Genomic DNA, 25,462 nt, shown 5'->3' with positions numbered 1-25,462 from the left:
ATTCACTGAGTTAATCATCCCTCTATACTCATAATATTTTGTAACAGAACAATCCTTTAATCGTAGACATCATCAACAGTTAACAATAAACAGACTCTCAGCATGAAGAAATTTAACCTCATTTTTAAACGTTTTTCAGTACTCTTATTTTTTGTGGGCACCCTGGCCGGGGCGAATAACCTTGCCAAGGCACAATCTATATCCATTGAAAGCGACCTTAACTCAGAGATACAGCCCCGGATGACAAAAAGCCAATCCGAGGTCTTTATTACTAACAAAGAGAAGATTGCCAACCTAATTCTTCATGGTGACCGGCTGCTGATACAATTCACCGATGACTATCTTGAAAACATCGAGAATGAGATAAAAGATAAAGAAGAGACAGTCTTTGCCGATGTCATCAAGTCTATGGTTGGCAGCGGCATTCGAACACTGCTCGATAATGCCATTTCAATTTCGATTTATGATATCAAAGAAGTTAGTTACTCTGATGGCACTCTTGAGATCATTGATATAGACAACAACGCTATTTTCAATGACCTCGAGATTAATGGCACATATATTATGCAGGATTTTTCGAGGCGTGATGCCCGCCGTTTTGTTGCTGAGGCAGAGAAGCGTTTGATTTGACTTTCGCTTTTTAATATTGCCACTCTCTTTTGAAAATCAAGAGCCACCTCAAACAGTTTTGCTCCATTACCTAAACGGGATGGAGCTTTTTTTTGCGATGCTATCTGTTACGATGCATCCCAGACCGGCTTACCGAGGAAGTCAGATAGCTTGTTCGCATCAATGATTAGATCAGACCGATCACCGTGATCGATCACATTGTGGCGCTGACCGTCGTGGGTGACAAGATTAAGCTCGTAGCTGTAGTAGTTCTTTTTATCTCCCCTGATGTACTCCGAAACGATTTGAAGGGCGTGAATATCATCAAGTTTTACTGAGCCCGGAATTTTCTGATCACCTCTGTAGCGGTCAGGTTTTTCCCAGCCTTTCCAGTGGTATCCGGTCATCTTATCAAAAATAATGGGCTTGGCATACGATCGGAACATATAGAGGCCCACACCAAAAAATATCAGTCCGAATATTAATGGAAACAGTACATCCATGGATAGGATCGGAAAGCCACTCTGCAACTGGCTTCCTGTAAGCCCGACTGCCACACCCAAGCCCACAAGAATAAATATTCCACTAAAAAGTTTGGCGCTAAGCGTTGCCTTAAACCCGACCTGGTTTGCTCCATCTGTATAAAATTTATGCGTTCTGAAGTTGCTGCCACCACTTTCAATCGGGGTCCATCGGATTGATGTGGCAAGCGGATCATCAAACCGTGTTGGGTCGAATGAGACCTGGCTTGCCGTGTTTGTGATGACTTTTTTGAGATTTCTGAGCTTATCGAGCATGCTGTTTCAAATAAGATTTATGTTATCAATAAGAAGATGATATTTCTTAGATATCTAAAAGTTAGATTAAAGGGCTATCTATAATGCGAGAAAAATTGATTGGACATTTCACTCACTTTAAATTTATTTCTATTCCCCTGTTTTTGCGAAGCTTTTTTTACTCGTTAAAGGGGTTCCATTCCAATACATACACCATCTGCGGGCCAATTTTTTCTGGCTGTTCATTGTCGAGCTGAGCAACACGCTGGACAAGAAGGTTCAAAATTTTCGACTCTCTCCAAAGCTGCAGGTCAAACGTGGGCTCCCAGTTGCCAACGCTCATATCGGCCAAATCTACTATTTGCCACTCGCCTTTTTCTATATCTTTTGAGACTGCAGCAGACACGCGGTTCCCATGCTCCTCATCCCTAAACAGGATGATAGCTCCGTCCCGATCATCAAAACTTTGTGTAACAATCTGTGGTCGTGATAATGGAGGAGCCATCGTCCCACGCCCGCTCAGTTCGAACGGCTCGGTCCGGTTGCTGACCTGACGTACGTTCCATTCCCAATCATGCAGATACACCACATGATACTGCGGAATATCGCTCCCTTCAGGCGTCCAGTAATTCACAATATATGGACGCCCAAATCGGTCAGCCGCCATGGATGTCTGGTTCATCATACTTGAATTATCCGGTATCTCCAGCGCCATTTCGGCTGTTTTGGGTGTGATGGGGAGCTGATACGGAGTACCATCTGATCGCTCCCATGTCAATCCGCCATCATGCGACCGGGCGTACATCAAATTATGGTTGGTTTCTGCGATGCCATCCCGCCGCCATGTCCAAGACAGATGAAAGGTGCCCTGCGCATCCATTGTGGTCTGCCAGAACGGATTGACCTCACCTTCGCCGTCAATTAACTGTTCGTGAAGCAACTGCCACTCTTTCGAGTCCAAATCAAACCGATGAACAACCTGCGAGCCTTTGCCCGACCAGCCGTTGCGATACATCAGTAACAAGTCTCCGCCGGGCATCCTGTAAAACTCAGGGTAGGTTACGCTATGGCCGGTATTCAATGAACCGGGACGCTGTTTTTGGCTCATCTCCAGATTCTCCGGCTCCAGGCTTACCGCATAGTTTAATGGATTGTTGTGATGATCCCACGCCAGGTGAATGTATCCACGTCCATCAACTGCCATGCTAATGGAGTTGTGGGCGTCTTCTACATTTCCGGTAAAGTTGGTTTGATGCAGCTCCCATTCGGAACTATCTGACGCACGTTTTCCCAGAACCACTCGTCCGTCTGCATCATAAAAAGAGATGTACTGATTTCCGTTGTGAGTGAAAAGAGAGTGCTTGCGAAAAATAACGGCGTTAACACTGGTGTTAGCGTACCCTTCAGCCACCGGAATGAGCTTTCCGGTTGTTTCAGCATTTGATTCATTCACATGTTCCTGGCTACACGATACCAGGATGAGGCAGAATAGTGAGAATAGTAAAAATTGTCTGTGCACGATTTAAATAGTTACAGGCTTTAAAGTAAGTACTGCCGAATCATACTCTAAAACCCGCAATTTTAAAAACCATCTTTACCCGGCACTTTTTAGTTTTGATGTCGTATCTTCGAGGATCATGTATAGACAAGGCACAATGACAAGGATAATAGCCGTTGCGAAAACGATCCCGAAGCCGAGAGATATGGCCATCGGAATTAGCTGGTACGCCTGCACGGAAGTTTCAAGAATAATGGGTGTGAGTCCGCCAAAGGTGGTCAGCGTAGTTAGTAGTATAGGCCTGAAACGACGAAGACCTGCTTCATGTATGGCGTCAAGGGCAGAAACCATTGAGCTTGAACGATTTCTGTTGGCGTGATCAATCATAATCAGCGAGTCATTTAGTACCACTCCGGAGAGTGCAATCACTCCCATCAGGCTAACCAGCGACAGATCGTACCCAAGAATAATATGGCCAATCACCGCGCCGACGATACCAAATGGAATAGCCCCCATCACAATCAACGGCTGAACATAGCTTCCGAAAGCGACCGCTAATAATGCGTAAATAACCAGCATGGCCAGCATAAACCCTCCCCAAAGTGTGTTTGTTGACTCTCTCATGTCGGCCTGGCTTCCCTCAAACGTCCATGTAATGCCGGGGAAATCGTTTCGAAGCTGCGGTAGCACGTCGGTCTGCATCGCCTCAAGCACACGCGAAACGGCATTAGACGGCTGAGCATCCATCCCGATACTCACCACACGCCTTCCATCACGCCTGTTGATAGACGTAAATGCCTGACCTTCTTCAACCTGGACAACCTCCATCAGCGGAACATCCATGCCTCCTGCAGTTTGAATAACATAATCTTCCAGGTGGTAGATATCCTGACGCTCTTCTTCCGGCAATCTCACATACACTTCAATCTCGTTTGTGCCTCTGAGCTGTCGCATGGCAAGTGAGCCAAAAAATGCATCACGCAGCTGCCGGCCGACTTCATTTGATGTGAGGCCCAGCTTCCGGCCTTCAGGAAGGAGTTTAAAATCAAACTGTGATTTTCCGCGGTCGTAATTATCATTGACATTACGGGTGGCGTCGAACGCTTCCATCCGTTCAACCATTGCCGTTGTGGCGGCTTCGAGTACGTCGACATTTGAGTGGCTAAGGTCCACCACAATATCCTGCCGCCATCCTCCCGGGCCGCGTTCCGCCTCAAATGTAATCTGATCAACTCCCGCTATGTTACCAATCTGATCACGCCATAATTCCATGAGCTCCTGTGCTGACATATCGCGTTCAGATGGTGGCTTCATCACAATTTCCACATCAATAAAACTCTGTCCACGAACATTGGTTTTTATCCCTTCAGCGACACGAAACAGATCGTATTCTTCAAACATGTTGTGTGTCGAATTGGTAATGTCGTAAGCCACCTGAGCAGCTTGCCGCGGAGTTGTTCCAACCGGCAAGTTAACACCCGCCTCAATTTCATCGGCAGCCATCTCCGGCATCATCACCATCCCCATGTGATCGCTGTACCCATAACCGCCCACAACCACAAGCAGGGCTACAGCGGAACTCAGTGTTACATAACGGTTGCGCAGGCAGAAGTCGAGAAACTTGCTGTATTTTGTATTGATAAAGCGGGTGAATTTTTTTGCAAAGAGCTGCTGCCACCGTTTGATTTTCTTACCAATTCGAAACCGCTCCTCCTTCGGTCCGTGTGACAGGTGAGCCGGCAAAATGAAAAGTGCCTCAAACAGCGAAACAGCCAGTACTACAATAACCACAGCAGGGAGCGGCCACCAATATTTTCCGGTTACGCCCGGCATAAAGAGGAGCGGCACAAATGCTATAATGTTCGTCAGGATAGCAAACGTCACCGGACGGCTCATTTCACGTGCTCCTTTTATTGCCGCATCTTTAAAGCTCATGCCCTGCTCACGATATTCATAAACATTCTCACCAACCACAATAGCATCGTCAACCACGATTCCGAGTACCACAAGAAAACCGAACATCGATATCATGTTAATACTGAGCCCGATAACCGGCAAAAAGACAATTGCACCCACAAATGAAATGGTCATCCCCATCATCACCCAAAAAGCCAGGCGGTATTCCAGGAACAGAGCGAGTATTATCATCACTATAATGATTGCAAGCAGTCCGTTCTCCATCAGGAGCGATAATCGTTCGCCAAAATCTTCAGCTGCATTGCTATCTATCCGGTATTGTACACCGGGAGGAAACGAAGGTTGTGCCTCCTCAAGAATTCGTTCTACTGCCGCAGCAACGACCAGCGGTGACTGCTCGCCGATCCTGAAAATATCGAGATCAACGGTGGGCTGCCTGTTAAATTCGCCATGAAACCCGGTCTCTTCAAATCCATCTGTTATATCAGCTATATCAGCCAGTAGTACTGACCCTCCGTCTTCGGATGAAATGAGCTCAATTCTGCCAAACTCCCGGGCCCACTGCTTACGCTCCTGCATTCGAAGCAGTATTTCACCTGAGTTGGTTTGGATGGCCCCGGCTGCCACATCTTCGCTTGAAGTTCGAATCAGATCCGCAACCTGGCTCAGCGTCATATTGTACTCAAGAAGCTTGTCGCGGGGAATTTCAACGTGAGTCACGTAATCTGGTACATTTCCGATTTCCACCTGCGTAATGTCTCCATCGCTCAGCATTCTGTCCCGCAGACTTTCTGCAATTACCCGAAGTGTCCAGATATCGGCATCCCCGTAAATTCCGACCGTCATTACCTCTTGTTGATTAGACTGAAGCTGAACTTCCGGCTCTTCGATATTATCAGGAAATGTTCGAATACGATTTACCGCCTGATCGATATCCTGGTAGGTCTTCATACGGTCGGTTCCAACCACCAGTTCAATTGAAACAGATCCCCCTCCCTCATATGCAGTGGACGTTACTTCATTGATTCCCTGAACGCCGCGAATTGCCTCTTCAACCGGCCGCAGAATGCCCTGCTCCACTTCAGATGGCGCCGCACCGGGATATGCCACGCTTACTTCAACAATATCGAGCTGATATTCTGGGAACACCTCTTTCTGGATATTGAACATTGTCCAGATACCGCCGCCAATCAGAATAATCATCAAAAGATTGGCCGCAATTGGATTATTGGCCATAAAAGAGATAGGGCCGCTGCTCTTCGTATTGGTTGTATTACTTGATTCTGATTGATTCATGGGGGCTGCCTTAATCGGATTTTCTTATTCAGCGTTAGATTCGGAGGACGCTTGTGTTGAGTCGGATGGTGCTGAAGAACCGTTTTCCGTTCGAAGACGAGTGCCTTCAACTACTGTACTCAGCGTGGTGGTTACGATCTTGTCGCCATCTTCCAGGCCGCTGGTGATGTACGCGTAATCAGCATCACGGAACAGAATCTCCAAATCTTGTATCTGCAGGCGACTCTCCTCCATCACCCAGACTGTATCATTTTGCCTTACATAGTCTCGATTCAGGCGAATAACATTTTCCAGCTGGGCGGCCCTGATATTTGCCTCTACAAAAGAGCCGATCATCAACTTTGGATTTTCGGAGTTCTCGGAACGATAACTCAGGGGGTCATCCACTGAAATCAAAAGACTGGCCATTCTCGTTTGATCTTCCAGTGCACCCACAAGCCTGAAAATTTCTCCCGTTCTGTATTCATCTTCATTCCAGGATGTCCGGTTCCGGATGCGTACCTCTGAACCACCACCGCCATTATCGGGCACGGATATCCAGCGTAGGCTGGCAAGCGGTATCATGGCTGAGACCCAGTAAGTGTCGCGTCCTACGAGCCGGCCCAGCTGATCTCCGGGTGAAACCTGTGACCCAACATTTGCTGTTCGGCTGAGAATGTAAGCATCGAATGGTGCTCGAATTGTAGTCCGCTCTAAATTAAGTTCGGCCTGTTGTACGGCTGCCTCGGCTGATTCTACCATTGCACGGGCCGTGTTCAGCTGAGGTTCTCTTAATACAAGTGCTTTGCTCTCGCTGGAAAGTGAGTCATCAAGCAGCGCGTAATCCTGTTCTGCCACATTCTGCTGACCCATTTCTATCATAAGGTTTGCTTCAGCACTTCGCAGCTCACTCTGTCTCTGCTTTAAAGCATTTCGATAGTCTGATGGATCTATCTGAAGCAGCAGATCGCCCTCTTCCACATAACCGCCTGGCGTGAAATTTTGGGATAGCTCTACAATTTCACCTTCTACCCGCGGACTCAGCATGATGTCCTGAGAAGGCTCAACCGTTCCCGTTGCCCGAATAATAGGGGTATACGTTCCTCTATCTGCCTCTACCAAATCGACAAGAATTGCCGTTTCAACGGATGCGCCTGTTTGAGACGCAGTCGGCTCAGTATTAAAAATAAGGATGGTCAGAACTGCTCCAGCCAATAATATTAAAAGCGAAAAGATTAATGTTTTTTTCTGATTCATTGAATCCTTGACTATCAGTTATAAGATAAATTTTTGGGCATAAGGTCACTCTGCCTCGTTAATACTCATATCGAACGATCCGGCAAGTGCCCTGTAAAGTGAAATTCGAAATTCAACAAGAAGCAATCGGGCAGACAGAAGATCACGCCTAAGCTGCTGAATGTCGTCAAGTGATGTGATTACATCAAGATAATCGGCATCACCGTTGAGATATCTTAAGCGGAGCTGCCTGTAAGCCTGATTCGCCAGATCAACCTGGCGTTCCACACTTCGGATAGCCTGCCTTTGGCGTTGCTCCCTGACAATAGCGTCTTCCACTTCACGAAATGCTATTAATATTGCTTGTCCATATTCATATAAACGCTGTTGTTTAACCGCTTCATTCCGATCAACCTCAGCCCGAAGTTCGCCGCCATAAAATATGGGTGCTAATAGATTTCCGGCAAAAGAAAGTGCCCAAGTCTGGAACAGATTTCCTGCGTTATCGGCCGAAGTTGCCGCTGACGCCGAAAGTGTTAATCTCGGGTACTGGTTGCTGATGGCTGAGGCAAGATCGCGGTCTGCCGCCATGAGAGAGTAAAACGCAAATTTCACATCAGGCCTGCGCTCCACAAGATCGAGCGGAATTCCGGTATCGGGCAGCTCTAAAGGTTCCGGAAGAAATTCCGGTGCAAACTGTCCTCCGTTCTGCGGAGTGTGGCCCTGCAGCACAGCCAGCTTGTTCTGAAGCGTTTTTACCCGTACATCCGCGTTTATTTTCTGTTCTCGGGTGGCTTCAATTAGCTGCTCCTGGCGGATAATATCAACTCCCTGCACCTGCTGAGTTGGAAGCCGGTTTTTAAGTAATTCCAGAACCGTGAGGTTGGTTTCTATTTGTTCATCAATAAGATTAACCTGGTTTTGGGCATCAGCCAACTGATACCAGGTACGAGTGATCTCAGCGGATAACGTCAGGGCGGTGGTCTGAAAATCAGCAAATGTTGCATCAGCTCTGAACCGTTCCGCCTCAACAGCTGATTGGATGCGCCCCCAAAGATCCACCTCATAACCGGCTGCCGCACCAAGCATGAACACCTCAGAATTATTTGATGGGTCATCGGTTCGGGTTGCTTCAGCTCCGCCTGTCGCCTCAAGTGTGGGAAATAAAGATGAAGATTCACGGTCAACCAGAGCCCGTGATGCCCGGAGACGTTCCCATGCTGTTAAAAGGTCAAAATTATCTTGCATTGCGCTGTCGATAATCGCATTCAACTGGTCATCATTGAAGGAAGTCCACCATCTGTCCGGAGTAATATTTCGGCCTGAGTCCGAAAAATCTTGTGGAACTTCAACAGGCGGTTCTATTGCTCTTTTCTGCGCTGAACAACCCGAAAGTACAAAAAGGATAGTACCTGTAATCAAAAGCAGCGCAAAATTAAAGACAAGTCGGGACATATTTGACAGGGGTGCTTTTAGTGTCTGATTAAGCGTACGGTTAGTATAGAACGTAATATTGTATAAAATCTGAAGATTGATTTCCTCGCTAACAATCAACACCTGCACAACGTTTGAAATCACTGTGTTTTTAAGAACTGATCAAAGTTAAACGCATCACTCTCAATCATGTAACTCGTCCGTGGGAGGTTTATCTACTCGTCACTCGCCAGGGAACCTATCCGCTATATGGTTTCGCTCTTTTTTTTGCTTAAGAACTTAACTTTCGTTGGTTCATTTACATTAGGAGAGCAGAATTGTCTTTCAATCGCGTGTGTATTACGCATCTTTCTTATTGATAGCTTTGGCAGAGAAGTTTAAATACCGGTCATCATTCAAATTTCGACGTTAAAATGACATCAAAATCACTGGTTTAGCAATACACTTTGGCACACTATTTAGACTAATTATTGATGATTTCGTACATCAATTTATGGCTAAAACACTTACCTTATTAATGAGGATTCATCAAACTATAATTTATTTATAAGAGAACATTATGAAAAAAATTATCATGCTTTTTATTCTCGCCTCGCTGTTATTCACTGGTTGTTCAAACAGCGGTGCTTTTTTAGCCTTAAATCAGACGGTTGTAAACCTTGAGGAGGGTAATTATGTAATTGAGGCAACGAATATATCGGGCCAATCTTCCGCAGGATATATCCTTGGGCTTAGTTATTCGAGCGGACCCGTTGCTAATTCTCTTGCCATTGCACGCGTAAGTGGTACCGGCATGCTTTATGCTGAAGCTATTGACAATTTATGGGCATCATATGAAGCTGAGTACGGAACGGTTCGAGGAGAAAAAGCAGCACTTACCAATGTACGATACGATGCCGACATGCTGAATCTGCTGCTCTACACCCGGGTTAAAGTGACCGTTCGGGCTGATGTGATTCTATTTGAGTAGTACCAATTTCACGTAAGAATTCAGGGCAAAATTCAGGCTCACAGCTTCTTCACACCTCTTTTAATTCGATTGTAGAATTGCAGCGTTTTTAATTTTTGGAAACTGTTAATCCCGCCTGTGAGTCTGGCCGTATCAAGGGTAATAGTCGTAATCAATGTCAGTCACCAAAAACCGGTACCAGGTAAAAGTGCCGCTATCAAGCTCCCAGCTAACCTCCACTTCTGTTGGAATTCGAAGACCATCGACCTCACTTGTTTCAAGAACCGTTACTTCCCATGGACGGCGTTCTGCAGCTTCCCCTCCGCCCATGTACCGATCAGCCGTTACACATTTCACATCGCCATTCTCGCTGAAGTGAAACCTGACCTTCTCCGAGATATCCTGCCAGTTTATCACGGCTTCAGCTGCAGTTGAATCGATGATCTCCCACTCGATATAGTCGTTAATGGCTGCTGTAGGAAACCAGACAATTTCACTGAGAAATCGCTGCAATGTCCCGCGGTCAATTTTATCGCCTTTTTCATCAACCACACTGATCAGTGAATAGAGCTTTATCAGCATATGCCCTTTTCCATTAACAAACAGGTCTTGTCCTGATAGTGTAACCATCGGCATCATCTCCATCTCTACCGCCCAGACAAACGACGGCACCGCCACATTAAAAACCTGTTCAGCTTCCGTATCTGCCCATTCATTCTGGCCGGGTTCCGTTTTCATCTCCCCGGTCTGTTTCAGTCTTACCCTGCTGATCTTTTCGTAGCCCACCGCCCCGCTTCTCTCCATCCAATGCTGAACAGGCGGCGGAAGGTCTTCAATGGCATTACTGGTGAGTATAGCATTTTGAGCTGGTTCAGGTTCAGACAAAATCCGTTTTATGTCTGCTTCAACATTCCGGTCGAACAACCAGTTGGCACATGCGATGACCGATACGAGGAGGATGATCAGGTTTGGAATCGTCGCGAATTTTGCATCGCGCCATGCCGATATCACCAGCCCCTGCGAAAGTACGACTGCAAGGATTCCTCCTGCCCACCATCCGTTGACGCTGAAATAAAAAACGATCGCTGTACCCATGAACAGGATTGATGCAGCAAGCCACAAAGTTCCTGCCGGTCTTGAGACGGATAACCTGATGTCAGGTAGATCAGCAAGTGAATAAGCTTTGAGATACCCGATCAGATGAATCAGTCCATGAATGAAAAGAATAAGTATGAAAAGCAGTGTCATAGCAAATTCCCCATTTATCTTTTCGATAAACTATGTGGCATTTGACCCAGTGCTAGATTCAATTTATCAAAGCACATCACCACGCTCCAAATATAGAGCCAAAAAAAATCACTGTTTGAAGGGGATTCTCTTACAATTCACCTTCTGTCAGGCCGAAGCTTCGGCATAGGTGAAGTTTGGATCGCCGAATTTCTTGAGGGTCCTGTAATGCGAGGCAATAGCCTGGAAAAAGGTCTCGTGGTGATTGTAGGGAATGCCGAACTCCTTGGCTGTCTTTTCCACGATGGGACTTATAGCAGGATAATGAATGCTGCACACTTTCGGAAACAGATGATGTTCAATCTGGAAATTAAGGCCGCCTACAAACCAGCAGAGCGCCTTGTTGTCACGGGCAAAATTATTGGTGGTTACCATCTCGTGAATCATCCAGTGTTCATCAATCATATTTTCCTCATCCGGTAGCGGATGATCGGTCTCTTCCACCACATGTGCCAGCTGAAATATGATTCCAAGGATTACACCGGCCGTTAGCTGCATGGTCAAAAACCCGATGGCAAGCTGAACCCAAGTGATATCAAGCAGTAACATCGGCAGTACAATAATGTAACCGTAATACGCCGCTTTCGTCCCAAAAAGGATCGCCCATTCACTCCAGGGGTGATTTTTATTGTTATACGGACCGATGTTTGTTTTGAAGAAGTTCTTGTAGTCTTTCACAAATACCCAGAAGACCATCGCCATGCTGTAGGCAAAAAATGCCAGGATATGCTGAATACGATGAATAAATTTAAATTCAGAATGGGGTGATAGCCGGATAAATCCAGCCACCTCTAAATCTTCATCATGCCCGTGAATGTTCGTGTAGGTGTGATGAATGATGTTGTGGGTTATTTTCCAGATGTAACCGTTTGCGCCGAGCAGGTCAAATGTAAAGCCAAGAACTCGGTTTACAGTATTGTTTGATGAGTACGCACCGTGCAGTGCATCATGCGAAATTGAAAAGCCAATGCCGGCTGCGGCAATACCCATCACAAATGTAAATCCCCACATCGTGCCCAAAGAAAACTGCCCCGAAATCAGAAGCGCGTACGGTACAATGTATAGGCTGAGCATAATTACCGTTTTCAGCACCATTTGAGTATTGGCGTGCTTAGAGAGGTTATTATCCTTGAAATATTGGTTGACGCGCTTTTTTACTGTTTTACCAAATTCGCGGCTCGTGCGATTGTTGAACGTTACTTTATCGGGGATGGCCATATTTTATAGTCGGTTAGTGGAGCCCGGATGATTGAAGAAACACCCTGCAAATCGGGCCGGATACTGATGTTTTGGTTACCATTATATATATCATTTTTTTTGACCAAATGTTAATATATATCACATTCAGTAACAGGTTCACCTATTTTTACAGCAAAATTCACCAAGCTGGATTCAGTGGTATCAAGTATATGAACCTGCGAGCACTAGGAATCAACATCTCGTGCAGCTCTGCAATCTCCCAAAAAACTAAATCCTCCCCATAGACTACTCGGAAAGCCAGGGATTTTGTCAGATTTCAAGGCTTTTCCGCCAGCAGGCTGATGTGCAGATTTACATGTTTTGTTAGCAATGGAATATGACAAACGCACGGTTTAGCAGAGCCTCCCTTACATCTTTTCATCATCTGCCACGGTCGCAAATAAATACTACAATCTAATCCTGCGCAATTATATTAATGTGAAATTATAGCCCTGACAATCCTGTTATTTATTATGAATAGACTGATAAAATTAAATTTGGGAGATACACTATGCAGATAAATGATTATTACATTCCAGTTATTCACACGTTCGAATTCATCGATACAGAAGAAGAGGCTCAAAACAGTATTAAGACAGTACTTGGAGCTATTGTAAGTTCACTTTCTGATGATACGGCGCGCGAGTTTACGGCTCAGCTGCCCGACTGGCTCGACTATGAGAGCCTGCGAGGAGAACACCAGGTAACTGGCTCAAATACCCCGGCTGACTGCGTTGACATTCTAAAAGAATCATATGGATTCGATGAAAACCAAGCTCAAGCCCTGATGCGTAAAGTTGTAGCACTAACCGTTCAGGAGAGTCCGGGCGATTTAGGACAATTGATTGTCGAACTGCCGGATGAGTGGGAAGAGATTTTCAACCAGTCACCAGCAAAAGAAGCCTCTGCTGATGAAACAACACTATAAGCTGCCCTTAGAATTACCGGAATATTTATTCTGTAAAATCCTTAATACATGATCGTTAAAGGTTGCTTATTCAATTAAATACTTAAAGACTACAGCGTTGCCTGAATTGATAATACACTAATATTAGAAATTCAGGCAACTTTTTTTCTCTTTCTGCTGGATTTGATATACGCCATTTCTCTCCTGATTTTTGCGTTAAAAGATATCATCTTAACAATTCACACGGATATCTCACAGCAATTTTGTTATTTTTGGTTTTACCGGAAAGTTTGTGGGTACATGTTATAATCCTATGCATAGTTTTATTAAGCCAAATGGGTCATTCAGAAAGTTAAACGAGTCATTTGATAGAACAAAACATGTTGCTTTTGCAGATTCTTCACAAAACGGAAAACCACCGTTTTATTCAGAATGACAATGATTCGGCTTGGGGTATCGGGCGGCGTGACGACAAGACGATATTGAAAATGTAGAATGCAACCACGCCGCCCGTATGCTCACCAAAGAGCGTGTCATCCTGATCGAGCCATTGTTGTTGATGGCGAAGAGAAGGATCTGCAAAAGTAATGACCTATAAATTTGGAAAATGTTGAACATGGTCTAAGCGATTATTCACATATTTTGTCATCAACCCACAAACTTTCCGGTAGAACCTTATTTTTTACTTAAACAATTGATGGGCATAATTTTAGATCAATACCTTGGGGTTGTAAAGAATAACAGGGTGTTTTTCGGCGAAATTTTTCCCTCTGCTTCGTTTGCCCAGGGTATGCCTTCGGCGGAAGCCAGTATAGCTTACTCAACGTACTTAAGTTCGTTTCCGTCGTCATTTTAGCTTCGCCTTGCTGAGAGAAAAATTTCTTGGTGAGAATTCAGGGTTAATTCAGTTGCTGATGAGCGGACACAGCTACAGTTTCATTCATCAAACGTTCTACCTTATCGATATTTAAATCCATGACGGACGTTTTATCACGTAAAACCTTAAGCACAGCTTCAACCGCTACTTCCGGCTTGATATCCACTTCCGAGCCAATCTTTGTATCGACCGATCGCATAAATTCTCTGATATCAATAGAATGATGATGGTTGTTTAGCAAGTGGTGTTCTAAATGTCTGCTGTTACCCGGGCCCATTCTCGAATGATAGCTGTCGAGGAATGTTTTGTTATACATCAGTACGGGTACTTTTTCGGGATCATAACCTTCAAAGAAAACTCCCCTGATACTGCATGGCAGCTGATCTGAAAACCGAAAGATCTCCTGCAAATCGAGTTCATCCCTGAGGGTATGCAAAACGGCGGATAAGACCTTGTATCCAACGTCTTTCCTCAAAGGGCTGCTCATATTATTTACAATTTCACCAACCCAGTTATGAATAACATCCAACGTTGTGTCTACATCCGCCGCATGAATTTTTACGGGCAGCTCCTTGCTCGTTGTGTAGTTTAAAAACTGAGATATTTCATTACCCTTAAGCTGAGTGAATAACGTGCGGTCGGGGAGTTCCCTGAATATCTGCTCTATCTTACCTTTATCCAGCTCAGGATTTTCATTGACCGATTTTATCACCGAATAAACAGAAGAGGCAAGAAGCTGCAAACATCCCTCATACCCATCAAGGTAGTACACATCAACAAGCTCTTTCGAAAAGTCATATACCGAATACATTGGCTCGCCTGAGTCAACGCTCAAACTAATCGTATCCCCTGCTGTTTCTTCTTCCAGTATTTCCTCCATAAGCTCTACAATCTGATCGTATACGTTTTTTTTATTCAACACATAAAAGGAGGTATGGATATCTACCATGTATAGCAGCACATAATAATTGGTAGCCATATTAGAGATAGCATTGTAAACTTTTTGAGGGATGTAGACATCTGTATTCTGATACACAATCAGATCAGCAGTCAATTCCCCTGTTTTATTCAGGCACTCACTGATTGATATATTCTGGTGGTTAAAGTTTTCCAGATTATTTTTAATAGATTCAAGCACTCTCTTCTTTTTTGCACCTGCTTGCTTATTGTCAAAAAAATAGTTCTTTAGGAATTTCATGAGTTATTACCTTTCGTTTAATAGTTAAGTATTTTTTGTTTAAAATCTTGATTAAAGTGGCCTTTATGAGCCATACTTGATTAAAGACTCACTAAGGTTTCACTCCGGCCAGATTGTGCAAAACCCGATAGATTAACCAGCGGCAGGAGCCAATCTCCTTATACCTATCGCTGCTTCTTACAGCCGGAATTTACCGTAGCTAATGAAAGTGATTCAGGAGCTGGCATAAATCGCGCTAAAACTATCATCATGTAATTTTTTAGAATATATCCCGCTTATGATTGTATCAATCTGCCCGCGATTGATAATCTGTTGCTGAATACCGGTTAGCAGTAAAACAGAGTTGATGGAGACCGATAAAAATTTCTTACACCCGTCGGGCCCTGCCCTGTAAAAAATATCAACCGCCTGCTTCGAAAGTTCTCGAGACCTGTATAGTGCTTCTTCATCATCTATCACATACATTTTGGTTTTATTGCTTTTCCTCAACACCTCTTCAACAAGAGAGATAAGCTGTATATAGGTATGTTTTTTATTCACGCTGTAATAGCCGGAAAATATGTCTATGTACAGCATTGCGTAATAGTTTATTGCCACAACCAGGATGGTATCATATACATTTTCTGGAATGTCGATATTAATATTGTAATAGACTATCAGGTCGGCAGTAAGTGCTCCGGATGACGGCAGACACTCGCTGATTGATAAATTCTTTCGGGAATAGATATCGTAATTCATCCTTATCGATTCAATGACCCGCCTCTTCTTTGTTATGTAAGGTCTTGGATATCGAAAATATTGGTCGAGATTTTTCATGGCCTTTCTGATATATCGTTTTGCGATACTGTCTTCATCATCTAAGCCGAATAAGGGAGTAATAGAGTTTACAAGCTCCCTTTATATTCTTCTGAGTCTTCTCTTTTGCAGTAGGGCACGGCTGTTATCAATTCTAAATATCTGAACAATCATACAGATGGAAAATAGATAGGCTGTAAAAACCCTTTACTATTTCAGATTTGCACCTGTAAGCTTACCTCTCCAATGGCAGAAAACGGACCGCCATACCCTTATAACAATAACAGAAACCTTTTTCACATGGCTGGTTATGATACGAATTTCCGCTGCCCGGCTCACCGAAAGAAGCGCTTTCGATGATTAAAAAAAGCTGCTTTTTAGAGCAAAGAAAATAGGTACTGTTTGATGCCGTATGATCAGAAGTGTCGGCTAAATCACCAAGACTTATTTCTTACTCTAAAATATGAATCTACACGGAATGTCAGCGTAGGTCATCCCAAATGGGATTTGTAGGAAAAATACCCACGTGAAATACTTTGAAAATGTTCACCTGCAACAGGTTACGGATATAATGAACGTTGGAACAGAAGTGAATTTTTTTTTATTTAGATGGACAAAGGTTTTGCTAATTCCGACAGACATTATGCTTAGATGTAGCTTTTACCGGAATACCAATTCATAAAGCCTGAAATGATAGTGGGTGCGTTTTTTGTTATAAACATAGGTATTGATAAATGAAGAGATATTTGGACAAATCAGCCGAACTATTATCGAATCAATCAAATTCCTGATTATCCGGATATTGATGATAATACCAGGCTGTCCACATGGAATATTTAAATAAACTTATTCCTTATGATAAATTTCGATGTAGAAAGAGAGAAAATGGTCAGGCGACAATTAAAGGGCCGCGACATCACCAATCAAAAAGTGCTTAACGCCATGCAGGCCGTACCGCGTGAAAAATTTGTCAAAGACGGTATGGAAGACCGCGCTTATCACGACTCTGCACTGCCGATCGGCGCCGACCAGACGATTTCTCAGCCTTATGTTGTTGCACTAACAATCCAGGCGCTTGATCCGGGAGAAGAAGATGTGATTCTCGATATTGGAACTGGATCGGGGTATGCCGCGGCAGTTGCAGCTGAAATTGCAAATAGCGTAATGTCTGTTGAAAGAATCGAGTCGCTCTATAACTTCGCTAAGTCTAATCTTGAAGAAGCTGGAATCACGAATGTTCAGCTCCGGCACGGTGATGGTTCCCGGGGGTGGCCGGAACATGCCCCTTATGATGGAATAATGGTGGCGGCCGCATCCTCTGATGTACCTGAAAGCCTTAAAGATCAGCTCAAAGAAAATGGAAAGCTGGTTATACCCGTCGGCAGCGGCCTGATGGGGCAGCAGCTTCGCCGCTATACAAAGCATGAAGATGGCAGTTTCACACAAGACAACATTGCGGGAGTCAGATTTGTGCCATTGGTCAGCGGAAAAGACTAAACAGCATTATTACAAGAATATTAACGAATCGAACTAATCAAGCAACTAAAACTTAATTCATTATGGCTACAATAGTTGAGAACCGAGATATTTTCATTGCCCACGGCTGGGAAAACAGTCAGCATATTCATAAACTAACAGAACTTCTGGACCGGGCAGATACGTTTGATAAGGAATTTGCATACGTCAATCACGGCAACTTCGACAGAAGTGTGCTTCGCGACGAAATGCTCAATGATCTGAATCTTGCGTTAAAAGAGCAGATGAATGAAGCCGACGTGGTTCTGGTCATGACCGACATTTATCATGATCACGCCGACTGGATTGACAAGGAGATAACACTGGCAAAAGAATTGGATCTTCCAATTATCCTAATCCGGTCTTACGAAAACCGCGAAACACCCCCTGAGCTTGAGGAAAAAGCCGATGAGATCGTCGTTTTTGACCCAAAAGAAATCCTGAAGGAGATCAAGAACTATGGCTGACAGGTTGTGGATCATCAAATTGTATTTATCATAAATTGAATTCAGATTTGATCCTCAAAAATCAGATCTTGCACACCACATAATAGCAGGTATTTACAATTTTTGGCAGTACCAGAACTGAGTCTTCGCTAATGCCGGCGGCAGCCCCGTAATTATAATTGTGGGGTAAAGACAAAAAATAATCTGCATAATTATGGAGGAAGCTTCACGAACATATTCCCTTTATTTATCAGCGGAGATAATTACCGGTTCTGAATGCTTCCATCATATCATGCGTTATATTTTACGCATTCAACATCTTAGAGCATTACTAACTTAACCCTTTTAATTTTTAGATCGGATCAGATATGAGTGAAGAAAAAAAAGACAAAGACAAAGACAAAGACAAAGAGTTTGAAGAAAAGAAACGTAAAATGGATAAAGAGCTTCGGCAAACATTTCCAGCCAGCGACCCTCCGTCCCGCACACGTCCCGGACATAAGCGCACGGAAGATGACGAAACTGAAGAGAATAAAGATAAAGACTGACGTTTTAATTCCTCGCGTTTAACTCAAACGGATGCAACCGACCCGCCGTCAACACGGAAATTTGATCCATTTATGAATGACGCTTTGTCCGATGCCAGGAAGGCAACAACAGGCCCTACTTCGTCTATAGTACCGGGTCTTTTTTGCTCAATGTGAGGTCGGTTGTTTTCCAGAAAAGATTCTATTGCCTCTTCTTTTGAAACTCCCTGCTCGTCCGCGGCCTTCTCCATCATATTTGAAACCAGGGGCGTCATAATAAATGCCGGGCTTACGGTATTCACCAGAATGTTCTGCTCGGCATACTGTTTCGACAATGCTTTTGAAAAATTATCTAAAGCTCCCTTCGAAGCGCTATAGTGAATCATGTCCGGATAGGGTTGTGTACCGTTTTCAGATGATATATTGATAATGCGCCCCCATCCTTGCTTTTTCATATACGGAATCACTTTTCGAGTGATGGAGACAACCGCAAACACGTTCAGCTCAAATAAGCTGCGCCACTCATCAAGCGGTGTCCCTTCAAACGTGCCAGACTGACCAATGGTGCCTGCATTATTCACAAGTATATCAATCGAACCAAATGCGTCTGCAGTTTTAGTCACTACCTTTTCAATATCGTCGTCCCTGGTCAAGTCAGCCTGAATGGCCAGGATATCTGCCCCTGTTTGCCTGAGTTCGTCTGTGGCAGACTGTAATTCACTCTGAGTTCGGGCGCAAATACTCACGTTGCAACCTTCTTCAGCAAGAGATTGCGCAATGCCTTTCCCGATTCCTTTGCTGGCGCCGGTTACAATTGCGTGTTTACCTTTTAACTTTAGGTTCATGTGGCATATGCTTTAAATTTAGAATTAAACTGTTCCAGACTATAAAAAAGATTTTTTACGAAAGCCGTTCATTAGCTTTAATATCTAACTCAACTATCGCAAAAATGATCTTTTTCAAAACCCGTTAAACAACGTTTTATAGTGCTTCATCCATAATTTTTGATAACTCGAGCTGCTGCTTGTTCTTAACCGGACTTCCATTCTAATTAACCACCAGATATCCTGTTCGGTCATTTTGGGTACTAAAGAGCAATGATATCACATTTATCCAATACTGACAGTCCCGCTTCGGGACGCCATATCCATAACTCATGGATACTTTGCAGCGGTAGCCATGATTAATTGGATCGACGACTAGTACCGTGTCAATTCTCATCTGTCGAATAAAGACCTGACATATGAGCATTCCCGGTGCCAGTGTTTTTTTTGGTCATAATACTCGGGGCTTTTCCGTCCCGACAGCGGTTGGGATGTCAGCGTCAAAAAAACAACGCTGTCAGATCCAGTGGGTGCTGACAGGTTGCTTACGACATTTCATATTTGACTTAACACTGGTGAAGAGCACCATAGTTGCGGCAAATCCTCCAGCATTTGTCAATCAGAAGGGGGTTATCGATACTAAAGGTCAATAGCAAACAGGATTTAGAGCGTTAAGTTAGCTCGAATTACTCACGAGTAGGTATGTTAACAATATTGAGTATCAGGTATCGATGTTTTCGGCATGAGTAAAGTAATAGTCCAAAATAGTATGTCATTTAAGTCGGTGTTATTTTCTCATGAGCTTCTTGCATGAAAAATCCGAGTTACGGGAAGTCACAGTTATTCGATGTGATTTGATTGAGTGAGAATCAGCAATATCACCACAAATATCGATCGTTAAGAGAGGAATACTTTCAGTTTCTTAAGAATGTTGATCCGGATTATGAATCAGACCATCTATTCGAATTTTATGAATGAATGGATCTTTCATAATTTTATCCATCAACCCATAAAGATTTCGGTATAAAGAAACGATTTTTGCCAATATCAAACGCAGTTCAGCCGAAATCGATCAAAAAAATATGTGAGCCATCACAATGCGCTAAACTGCTATTCATGCAAATACGCTTCAAAAAATCGCTTTTTTAAGGTACCCGGACAGCATAAATAAAAAATGACTTATTTATTGCGGAGCGGCCTCACATATTATAGATTAGTAGTGATTCTACCATAATAGTGTCTTAATGTGTTGTTTTTAATCCATTTGAATTGATTTAGACAGGTGTTTCTTGCTCAAAAGAAAATTTAGTTTAAATTAGTTTTAAGAAGTTAGCTTTGCCCGCATTTTCCCGGCTCAATTTCCTATCAATTTTTTACGTACTCAAAAAATCCATCAGATGACTACACGAAAAGCTCCCGGCAAACAAGGCCTCTATAATCCTGTTCACGAGCACGATGCTTGTGGTATGGGATTTGTTGTAAACATGAAAGGCAAACAGTCTAACAATATTGTCAGGCAGGCCATCACCGTGCTCAGTAATCTCGACCATCGCGGAGCCAGCGGCAGTGAGCCTAACAGTGGCGACGGCGCAGGAATTCTGCTGCAGATCCCCCACAAATTTCTTAAGCAATCGTGTGAAGGGTTAAGTATCGAACTTCCCGAACCTGGTCAATATGGTGTAGGAATGGTATTTCTTCCGGGCGAACGCGATGACCGCCTCAAGTGTGAACGTCTGATGGAAAAAATCATTAAAGACGAAGGGCACGAGATTCTCGGCTGGCGAAAAGTACCAACCGACAACTCCAAGCTGGGAAAATCAGCAAGGGCTAATGAACCCGGTATCCGCCAGGTGTTTATTAAGCGGGGCGAGCAATTCAGCACTGAGCTTGATTTCGAACGGAGTCTGTATGTACTTCGACGAAGGATCACCAAAGCGATTGATGAAACAGAGTACCTGATTAATGAAAAAGAGATTTTTTATATCGCCAGTTTCTCAGCACGTACGATTATCTATAAAGGAATGCTCACCACTAAGCAGCTCGATGGATTTTATCCCGACCTGCGCGAACCCACCATGGAAACAGCCCTAGCGCTGGTCCATTCTCGGTTCAGTACAAACACATTTCCAAGCTGGGAGCTTGCTCACCCCTACCGGTATGTAATTCACAACGGTGAAATTAATACCATGCGCGGCAACCAGAACTGGATGCACGCACGACAGGCCCGGCTCGAGACTGACCTTTTCGGGGACGAACTCGAAAAGCTTTTCCCCATCGTACAGGAAGGCGGGAGTGATTCAGAGAGGTTTGATAACTGCCTGGAATTCCTCTACCTGAGCGGCCGGTCTCTCCCCCATGCCATGATGATGATGATTCCCGAACCGTGGGAAAAACATGAAAGCATGGATGATGACCTGAGTGCATTTTACGAGTATCATAGCTGCCTGATGGAGCCGTGGGATGGCCCTGCGTCAATCGCATTTACCGATGGAAAAATAGTTGGTGCGACACTCGACCGTAACGGCCTGAGGCCATCGCGGTACTATGTTACCCAGGATGATACCGTCGTACTGGCATCCGAGGTCGGAGTGCTGAGCTTTCCGCCGGAAGATATCATCCAGAAAGAGCGGTTACAGCCCGGCCGTATGTTGCTGATTGATACCGAACAGGGGCGGATTATCAGTGATGAAGAGATCAAGCAAAAAATTGCGAAAGAACATCCCTACAGGGAATGGCTGAATGAGAACCTTGTAAAATTCGATAAAATTGTTGAAAACCCTGAGCCGAAAGCCCCGGAACTGAAGCATGAACAAGTGCTGCACCGGCAAAAGGTATTTGGCTATACGTACGAGGATCTGAAGATTAACGTGGGACCGATGGCAGAGAATATGCTTCAGCCGGTCGGCTCGATGGGAAATGATGCGCCGATTGCCGTCCTGTCCAATCAACCCCAGCTTTTATACAACTACTTTAAGCAGCTCTTTGCACAGGTCACAAATCCGCCGATCGATCCAATCCGCGAGGAACTTATTACATCAACTGAAACGATGCTGGGATCGCAGGGCAATATCCTGAATCCCACTCCGGAAAGCTGCCGGCAGATTGAGCTGGAGACTCCCATCATAACAAATGAAGAGATTAATCAGCTCAAGAAGATTGATTTAAAGGGATTTAAAACGAAAGAACTGCCGATGCTTTTTAAAGCCGGCAGCGGTGGCGATGGACTGGAACGTGCGCTGGACGATCTGTTTTCAGCCGCTGATGAAGCCATTGAAAAGGGTGCTAACATTTTAATTCTAAGCGATAGAGATTTTGACAACAATCAAGTCCCTATACCTGCACTTCTTGCCGTGGCAGGACTTCATCACCACCTGATCCGAACCGGTCAGCGAACCGAAATCAGCATCGTGCTTGAATCGGGCGAGCCGAGAGAAACGCACCATTTCTGCACTCTGCTTGGTTACGGAGTGGATGCTGTGAATCCGTATATGGCGTATGAAAGTATTCACGATCTGATTCAGGAAGGACTGCTCGAAGATGTTTCGTATGAAAAAGCTGTGAAAGGATATAACAAAGCGGTTGTGAAAGGCATCGTGAAGGTGATGTCCAAAATGGGTATCTCCACAATTAAATCATATCGCGGAGCCCAAATCTTTGAAGCACTGGGAATTAGCCAGAAAGTGATCGATAAGTATTTCACATGGACCGATTCACGCATTGAAGGGATTGGCCTTGATATTATTGCGAAAGAAGCGGAGATGCGACACGAACAGGCCTATCCGACGATTCGCGTCAACGGACAGGTGCTTGATGAAGGCGGCCAGTATAAATGGCGGCGAAACGGGGAGTATCATATGTACAACCCCGAAACCGTTCACCTGCTACAGTTTGCCAGTAAGACGAATGATTATCAGCTTTATAAAGATTACGCAAAACGTCTGGATGAACAGTACGATCCGGCCCCTACCCTGCGCCATCTTATCGACTTTGACTTTGGAAATGATTCAGTTCCGATTGACGAGGTTGAATCTGTAGAATCGATTTGTAAACGGTTTAAAACCGGGGCGATGTCTTACGGGTCTATCAGCCTGGAAACGCATGAGGCTCTTGCAATTGCAATGAACCGGCTTGGCGGAAAAAGCAATAGTGGCGAAGGCGGTGAGGAATCTGACCGCTACATTCCTGATACCAACGGTGACTCGCGCAACAGTTCCATCAAACAGGTGGCTTCGGGACGATTTGGCGTGACCAGCGAATATCTGAATAGCGGCACGGAAATCCAGATTAAAATGGCCCAGGGAGCCAAGCCCGGCGAAGGCGGCGAGCTGCCCGGCCGGAAAGTCTATCCCTGGATCGCAAAAGTACGATATTCAACGCCGGGAGTAGGATTGATCTCCCCTCCCCCCCATCACGATATTTATTCGATTGAAGATTTGGCCCAGCTGATCCACGATCTTAAAAATTCCAACCGAAGGGCGCGAATCAACGTAAAACTGGTCTCGTTAGTTGGGGTTGGGACGATTGCGGCCGGCGTTTCCAAAGGGCACGCCGATGTAATCCTGATCAGCGGCCATGATGGCGGAACAGGTGCATCCCCTCAAACCAGTATCAAACATGCGGGTTTGCCATGGGAGCTTGGCCTTGCCGAAACCCATCAAACCCTTGTTTTAAATGATCTGCGCAGCCGGGTAACCCTGGAGGCGGACGGACAGATTAAAACCGGGCGTGATATTGTGATCGCTGCACTTTTAGGCGCAGAAGAGTATGGGTTTGGAACCAGTGCACTCATTACGCTTGGCTGTATTATGATGCGCGTGTGCCATTTGAATACCTGCCCTGTTGGCATCGCCACACAGAATCCTGATCTGCGGCATAAGTTTAAAGGTGATCCGCAGTATGTGGTGAACTTTATGAAATTTATTGCACAGGATGTACGGGAGTACATGGCGAAGCTCGGATTCCGAACGATTGATGAGATGATCGGCCGGTCCGACAAGCTTAAACAGCGTGAAACCACGCACTGGAAAGGAAAATACCTCGATCTGTCACCGGTACTGTTCAGACCTGAGGCTCCGGAAGGAGTAGGAACGCGCCGCATGATTGATCAGGATCACGGGCTTGATAACGCGATGGATATCCAAACATTGATGGATATTTGCGAGCCGGCACTCTCCAAGAAGAAGCCAGTTCAGGCGCGGCTTCCCATCCAGAATATAAACCGGGTGGTGGGAACCATCATCGGCTGTGAAGTAACGAAACGATATGGCCGTGAAGGACTTCCCGAAGATACCATCCACCTGAATTTTAATGGCTCAGCCGGGCAGAGTTTTGGCGCGTTTGTCCCGAAAGGAATGACGCTGGAGCTGCAGGGCGATGCCAATGATTATTTCGGAAAAGGCCTTTCAGGCGGAAAGCTGATACTCTACCCTGATGAGGGAATCCGGTTCAAGCCCGAAGATAATATCATCGTTGGAAATGTCTCGTTTTACGGAGCAACCAGCGGTGAGGCCTATATTCGCGGCATGGCCGGTGAGCGGTTCTGCGTGCGAAACAGTGGTGTGAATGCCGTTGTGGAAGCCGTAGGCGATCACGCCTGTGAATATATGACCGGCGGACGCGTTGTTGTGCTTGGCCCAACCGGGCGGAATTTCGCGGCCGGAATGTCAGGCGGAATTGCATATGTACTGGATCTGCACGACCGGTTTGAGAAAAACTGCAATAAGGAGATGGTCAGCCTGCAGCGGCTCAGTGATGACGATGAAATCCGTAAAGTTAAGCAGATGATTCTGAAACACGGCGAATATACCGACAGTCACCTGGCCTGGAAAGTGCTGGCCAAATGGGAGCAGCTGGAGCAGAAATTTGTAAAAGTGATGCCCAAAGATTTTGAGCAGATGCAAATTTCCATCGCAAAAGCGAAGAAAAATGGAGCAGATGAGGAGACAGCAGCTATGGATGCGTTCCTTGAAAATAAAGCCGTGTGATCGGTCAAATAGGAACTTTTTAAGGGGTGTCCCCCTTTTTGAGGTTCCTCCAAAATAGCGAGATACCGGATCGGAGTCCGGTATGACGGAATGGATTATACTATAATACCCTGCACTTTTTTTGACAAACTAAAAAAAGACTTTTTAATTTTCCGGCCTAAAGAGTTAA

At 44.8% G+C, this 25,462-nt stretch carries 17 protein-coding genes; 7 read left to right on the top strand and 10 right to left on the bottom strand.

Annotation, left to right across the window (positions count from 1 at the left end; all coding sequences use genetic code 11):
* The first annotated feature begins 102 nt into the window (after positions 1-102).
* Entirely contained in the window at positions 103-630 is a 528-nt protein-coding gene (locus AABW11_RS09925; RefSeq protein WP_340104926.1) for a hypothetical protein, read from the top strand.
* Between the two features lie 107 nt (positions 631-737).
* Here the strand turns inward: AABW11_RS09925 and AABW11_RS09920 are convergent, their stop codons facing one another.
* The 5 genes from AABW11_RS09920 to AABW11_RS09900 all read right to left on the bottom strand — a co-directional run bounded on the left by AABW11_RS09920 (position 738) and on the right by AABW11_RS09900 (position 8,766).
* On the bottom strand, positions 738-1,406 hold the full coding sequence (locus tag AABW11_RS09920; protein WP_340104925.1) for a hypothetical protein: 669 nt from the start codon (positions 1,404-1,406) through the stop codon (positions 738-740).
* A gap of 157 nt (positions 1,407-1,563) precedes the next feature.
* Positions 1,564-2,904, bottom strand: coding sequence for a BNR repeat-containing protein (locus AABW11_RS09915; RefSeq protein WP_340104924.1), 1,341 nt, complete (start codon positions 2,902-2,904; stop codon positions 1,564-1,566).
* 75 nt (positions 2,905-2,979) lie between these two features.
* A complete protein-coding gene (locus tag AABW11_RS09910) occupies positions 2,980-6,096 on the bottom strand; it encodes an efflux RND transporter permease subunit (RefSeq protein ID WP_340104923.1) in 3,117 nt (1,038 codons plus the stop codon).
* 24 nt (positions 6,097-6,120) lie between these two features.
* On the bottom strand, positions 6,121-7,332 hold the full coding sequence (locus AABW11_RS09905) for an efflux RND transporter periplasmic adaptor subunit (protein WP_340104922.1): 1,212 nt from the start codon (positions 7,330-7,332) through the stop codon (positions 6,121-6,123).
* A gap of 45 nt (positions 7,333-7,377) precedes the next feature.
* Complete coding sequence (locus AABW11_RS09900; RefSeq protein ID WP_340104921.1) at positions 7,378-8,766, bottom strand: efflux transporter outer membrane subunit; 1,389 nt, start codon at positions 8,764-8,766, stop codon at positions 7,378-7,380.
* Between the two features lie 538 nt (positions 8,767-9,304).
* On the opposite strand from AABW11_RS09900, the gene AABW11_RS09895 reads away from it, so the two are divergent.
* A complete protein-coding gene (locus AABW11_RS09895; RefSeq protein WP_340104920.1) occupies positions 9,305-9,715 on the top strand; it encodes a DUF6567 family protein in 411 nt (136 codons plus the stop codon).
* A gap of 132 nt (positions 9,716-9,847) precedes the next feature.
* Here the strand turns inward: AABW11_RS09895 and AABW11_RS09890 are convergent, their stop codons facing one another.
* Complete coding sequence (locus AABW11_RS09890; protein WP_340104919.1) at positions 9,848-10,942, bottom strand: DUF6544 family protein; 1,095 nt, start codon at positions 10,940-10,942, stop codon at positions 9,848-9,850.
* 147 nt (positions 10,943-11,089) lie between these two features.
* Positions 11,090-12,199 (bottom strand): fatty acid desaturase family protein, encoded by a 1,110-nt coding sequence (locus AABW11_RS09885; RefSeq protein ID WP_340104918.1) that lies wholly within the window; start codon positions 12,197-12,199, stop codon positions 11,090-11,092.
* A gap of 532 nt (positions 12,200-12,731) precedes the next feature.
* Between AABW11_RS09885 and AABW11_RS09880 the strand changes: the two genes are divergently transcribed.
* Positions 12,732-13,148: a DUF2267 domain-containing protein gene (locus tag AABW11_RS09880; protein ID WP_340104917.1), complete on the top strand. Its 417-nt coding sequence runs from the start codon at positions 12,732-12,734 to the stop codon at positions 13,146-13,148.
* An 878-nt stretch (positions 13,149-14,026) separates the two neighbouring features.
* On the opposite strand, the gene AABW11_RS09875 is transcribed toward AABW11_RS09880, so the two are convergent.
* A complete protein-coding gene (locus tag AABW11_RS09875; RefSeq protein ID WP_340104916.1) occupies positions 14,027-15,202 on the bottom strand; it encodes a DUF2267 domain-containing protein in 1,176 nt (391 codons plus the stop codon).
* A gap of 213 nt (positions 15,203-15,415) precedes the next feature.
* Positions 15,416-15,940 (bottom strand): hypothetical protein, encoded by a 525-nt coding sequence (locus AABW11_RS09870; protein ID WP_340104915.1) that lies wholly within the window; start codon positions 15,938-15,940, stop codon positions 15,416-15,418.
* Between the two features lie 912 nt (positions 15,941-16,852).
* Between AABW11_RS09870 and AABW11_RS09865 the strand changes: the two genes are divergently transcribed.
* The 3 genes from AABW11_RS09865 to AABW11_RS09855 all read left to right on the top strand — a co-directional run bounded on the left by AABW11_RS09865 (position 16,853) and on the right by AABW11_RS09855 (position 18,506).
* Positions 16,853-17,494, top strand: coding sequence for a protein-L-isoaspartate(D-aspartate) O-methyltransferase (locus tag AABW11_RS09865; protein WP_340104914.1), 642 nt, complete (start codon positions 16,853-16,855; stop codon positions 17,492-17,494).
* 62 nt (positions 17,495-17,556) lie between these two features.
* Entirely contained in the window at positions 17,557-17,979 is a 423-nt protein-coding gene (locus AABW11_RS09860) for a TIR domain-containing protein (protein ID WP_340104913.1), read from the top strand.
* A 347-nt stretch (positions 17,980-18,326) separates the two neighbouring features.
* The gene (locus tag AABW11_RS09855) at positions 18,327-18,506 is read left to right on the top strand and encodes a hypothetical protein (protein ID WP_340104912.1); all 180 of its coding nucleotides are present in this window, start codon (positions 18,327-18,329) and stop codon (positions 18,504-18,506) included.
* A 23-nt stretch (positions 18,507-18,529) separates the two neighbouring features.
* Here AABW11_RS09855 and AABW11_RS09850 read toward each other — a convergent pair whose 3' ends face one another.
* A complete protein-coding gene (locus AABW11_RS09850) occupies positions 18,530-19,330 on the bottom strand; it encodes an SDR family NAD(P)-dependent oxidoreductase (RefSeq protein WP_340104911.1) in 801 nt (266 codons plus the stop codon).
* A gap of 1,376 nt (positions 19,331-20,706) precedes the next feature.
* Between AABW11_RS09850 and gltB the strand changes: the two genes are divergently transcribed.
* Positions 20,707-25,293 carry a glutamate synthase large subunit gene (gltB, locus tag AABW11_RS09845; protein ID WP_340104910.1) on the top strand — a complete coding sequence of 1,529 codons (4,587 nt, stop codon included), beginning with the start codon at positions 20,707-20,709 and terminating at the stop codon, positions 25,291-25,293.
* Positions 25,294-25,462: the final 169 nt, after the last annotated feature.

It is taken from the genome of Rhodohalobacter sp. 8-1 (assembly GCF_038150125.1).
Taxonomy (GTDB): Bacteria; Bacteroidota; Rhodothermia; order Balneolales; family Balneolaceae; genus SW132.
This window is presented reverse-complemented; position numbering and strand designations above follow the sequence as displayed.